This is a genomic window from uncultured Rikenella sp., from assembly GCF_910579375.1.
Classification (GTDB): Bacteria; Bacteroidota; Bacteroidia; order Bacteroidales; family Rikenellaceae; genus Rikenella.
This window is the reverse complement of record NZ_CAJTUJ010000186.1, coordinates 1-3,568: the sequence shown is the minus strand read 5'-3', so window position 1 is coordinate 3,568 and position 3,568 is coordinate 1. Positions and strand designations below refer to the sequence as shown.

At 57.9% G+C, this 3,568-nt stretch carries 4 protein-coding genes; 2 read left to right on the top strand and 2 right to left on the bottom strand.

Features of this window, described 5'->3' with window-relative positions; all coding sequences use genetic code 11:
- Positions 1-96: 96 nt before the first annotated feature.
- A complete protein-coding gene (locus QZ302_RS09415; RefSeq protein ID WP_294594768.1) occupies positions 97-303 on the bottom strand; it encodes a hypothetical protein in 207 nt (68 codons plus the stop codon).
- Between the two features lie 174 nt (positions 304-477).
- Between QZ302_RS09415 and QZ302_RS09410 the strand changes: the two genes are divergently transcribed.
- Together QZ302_RS09410 and QZ302_RS09405 are read left to right on the top strand one after the other, a co-directional pair.
- On the top strand, positions 478-1,992 hold the full coding sequence (locus QZ302_RS09410) for a Do family serine endopeptidase (protein WP_294594767.1): 1,515 nt from the start codon (positions 478-480) through the stop codon (positions 1,990-1,992).
- A 181-nt stretch (positions 1,993-2,173) separates the two neighbouring features.
- A complete protein-coding gene (locus QZ302_RS09405; RefSeq protein WP_294594766.1) occupies positions 2,174-3,034 on the top strand; it encodes a sigma-70 family RNA polymerase sigma factor in 861 nt (286 codons plus the stop codon).
- Between the two features lie 212 nt (positions 3,035-3,246).
- On the opposite strand, the gene QZ302_RS09400 is transcribed toward QZ302_RS09405, so the two are convergent.
- Positions 3,247-3,568, bottom strand: a 322-nt coding sequence (locus QZ302_RS09400) for a hypothetical protein (RefSeq protein ID WP_294594765.1), incomplete at its 5' end; no start/stop codon positions are given.

Sequence of the window (3,568 nt, the reverse complement as noted above, 5' to 3'; positions counted from 1 at the left end):
GGTTCTTCGAACCGCAGGATTCAGCTCAAAAGTAGGGTAGAGGCTGTCTAATATTAGGGTAGCTCCGGCCCATTGCCCCCCGCGGGCCCGCGGCGTTTATTCCGAGAGGCACCGCAACTGAAAACCGTAGGTACGGTAGCCCGAGTGGCTGGCATTGAGAGACTGCGAATGGAAATTCAAAGCCAAGCCATTGATGCCGATCGTGGAAGACCAGCCGAACCCACTGTTGCCTATGACCACCGCTATCCCCGAAGTATGATAGCGGTAGCCCGGGGCGGCACCCGAAAGAGAGTCGCCTGCCACAACCCCGTAACAAAAAGCATCGCCTCGCCCTCCACAAATCGCCCCTCGGACATACCATTTCCGCTCCCCCTTACGTTTTTAAATCCACCGGACGGTACGAACCGCCCTAAAAATCAGAAATAACTTCGATTGCCTATGGGAGAAAATCACTCCGCAGCATAAATTATTAGTATGATGAAAAAACGATGGATGATTCTGAGCCTGACCCTTTCCGTAGCCGCAGGCTCGCTGGCCGCTTACACCGTGAGTCGGCTGACCGCGTCGCATGATGCTCCCCGTGCTACCGCCGTGACCTACGAAGGCGAGACCGCCCGGGCACATTTCGCCTCCGCACCGGCAGAAAGTGCCACACAAGGCCTTTTGCCCGACTTCACCGCCGCCGCCGAACAAGGCGTTGAAGCCGTAGTCAATATCGAAAACCGTCAGAAACTGAAAGTGCAACGCCTTTCCAGTCCTTTTGGCGGGGGCGGTTTCGACCCCTTCGAGTTCTTTTTCGGGCCCCAGGGCGGCCAGCAGCCCCAGAGCCAGCCCGAAGAGCAGGAACGACGCTCCGGAGGTTCCGGCGTGATTATTTCGCCCGACGGATACATCGTCTCCAACAACCACGTCGTCGAGGGAGCCAGCGAACTGATCGTCACCCTCCACGACGGGACTACCCATAAGGCCACGCTGGTCGGGAGCGATCCGTCGACCGATATCGCCCTGTTGAAAATCGACGCCACAGGGTTGAAAACCATCTCATTCGGCGACTCCGAAGCCTTGCGGCTCGGCGAATGGGTGCTCGCCATCGGGAACCCCTTCGGGCTCACCTCGACCGTCACCGCCGGCATCGTCAGCGCCAAAGGGCGCAGCCTCGGCGTGATCCCTTCCCAGATGGGAGTCGAATCCTTTATCCAGACCGACGCCGCCGTCAATCCCGGCAACAGCGGCGGAGCTCTCATTACGACCGAAGGGAAACTCATCGGCATCAACACCGTCATTAAATCGCCGACCGGAGCCTATGCCGGATACTCGTTCGCCATCCCCTCCTCCATCGTGCGCAAAGTGGTGACCGACCTGCGCGAATACGGCGTCGTACAGCGCGCCATGCTCGGCATCTCGTTCCAGGCCGCTACTCCCGAGTGGGTCGAACGCTTCGGCAAAGAGAAAGGCATTACCGAACCGGGCGGAATCTACGTCGCGGAAGTAACGACCGACGGCGCAGCCGCAGCTGCAGGCATTAAGTCGGGCGACGTGATGACCCATATCGACGGCCGTCCGATGAACACCACTGCCGACGTGCAGGAGACCATCGCGAAGCTGCGGCCCAACGACAAGATTCGTGTGACCATCCGGCGCAACGGTGCGACCAAAGAGTATGACGTGGTGCTGCGCAACCGGGCCGGCAAGACCGAACTCGTCCGGAAAGACGACGCCAACCTGCTCGAAGAGCTCGGCGCCACCTTCCGCGAAGTGACCGACAAGCAGAAAAAAGAGCTCAATATTCGCGGCGGGATTCAGGTCGTCGAACTCAAAGAGGGCGGCCTCCTCGCGAAATCCCGCGTGCGGCGCGGCTTCATCATCACCGCCATCAACGACCGGGCGATTACCGAAGTCAGCGACCTGAACCGCATCACCGACAAAGTGCAATCCATCGACGGCATCTATCCCGACGGCCGGATGGTCAGCTACCAGGCCTTGGGTCAATAGCCCTCGGAGGGGTGTGCACACGACGATAACCACCACTTAACCGGCCGGCGGAATCTCCGTGATCCGAGAGGATTTTTCCGCTCCGGCCGGTTAAATTTTGCAAAGGGCGAAACAAAAAAACAGTTCCAACGTATAACATAGCGTTCACCCTTCCGAAATTTCATACACAAGTCATATTTCCATGAGACAGCTGAAAATTACCAAATCCATCACCAATCGCGAGAGCGCGTCGCTCGACAAATACCTTCAGGAGATTGGGCGCGAGGATTTGATAACCGTCGAAGAAGAGGTCGAGTTGGCCCAGCGCATCAAAAAAGGCGACCAGGAGGCCCTCGAAAAGCTCACCAAGGCCAATCTTCGGTTCGTGGTGTCCGTGGCCAAACAATACCAGAATCAGGGGCTTACGCTTCCGGACTTGATCAACGAAGGGAACCTCGGGCTCATCAAGGCAGCCGAAAAGTTCGACGAGACGCGGGGGTTCAAATTCATCTCGTATGCCGTGTGGTGGATCCGGCAATCCATCTTGCAGGCCTTGGCGGAACAGTCGCGTATCGTGCGCCTGCCCCTCAACCAGGTCGGATCGCTCAACAAGATCAACAAGGCCTTCGCCCGGTTCGAACAGGAGAACGAACGCACCCCCTCGCCGGAAGAGCTCGCCAAAGTGCTCGACCTTCCGAAAGAGAAGGTCGCCGATACGCTGCGGGTTTCGGGCCGGCATGTGTCGGTCGATGCTCCGTTTGCCGAAGGGGAAGACAATAGCCTGCTCGACGTGCTGGTGAACAACGACTCGCCCAACGCCGACCGTAGTTTGATTAACGAGTCGCTGTCGACCGAGGTGGATCGTGCGCTCTCGACCCTGACGGAGCGGGAGCGGGATATCGTGAAATATTTCTTCGGGATCGGCACGGCCGAGATGACCCTCGAAGAGATCGGAGAGCAGTTCGGTCTGACCCGCGAACGGGTGCGGCAGATCAAAGAGAAGGCGATTCGCCGGTTGCGCCACAGCTCGCGGAGCAAACAGCTTAAGACCTATCTGGGATAGGCCGGATGGGTCGAGGCGGGGATTTGCGTCCTTTGTCCTCAGCAATAATTTTTGAAGACGGGAGGCTTTGCTATCTGAGAATGGCAGTGCCTCCTCTCTTTTTTAGTGTTTGGGGTTTTCGCTTTGGATAAGATTTTTCAAGCGCGCGAACGAAGATAGAGGCTGCCGCGTTGGTTAAGGCCGCCGGCAGCTTGAGGATGCGAAGCATCCGTCTAAAGTTTGGCTTCGCCTTCCTCCTCGTCGCTCGGCAATTTGCAAACTATGTTTGCATTGCTCTCGCTGGCAGCGTCGGTTTTCTGGTTCTCTTTGTTCACAAAGAGAACAGTTCCAGCCGGGACAATGACCAGGCGCGCGAAAAAACTTGACCCCGTCAAAAAGTCGTCGCCCGCCCGCCTAAATGGGGATTTCGCTCGTTTTGCGTCAGCAAAATCGAGATGAAATCCCAGCGGGCGGGCCAATGCGGCGGAGCGAAAGCGGAGCCGCAGTGAGGCGTACACGAGGCAGTGCTTTTGCGGCTCGCAGAGCCGCGCGGGC

What these genes read in the sequence shown, in the direction of transcription:
- QZ302_RS09405 (WP_294594766.1), top strand. Translation starts at nt 2,174, where the DNA reads ATGAGACAGCTGAAAATTACCAAATCCATCACCAATCGCGAGAGCGCG.
- QZ302_RS09410 (WP_294594767.1), top strand. Translation starts at nt 478, where the DNA reads ATGAAAAAACGATGGATGATTCTGAGCCTGACCCTTTCCGTAGCCGCA.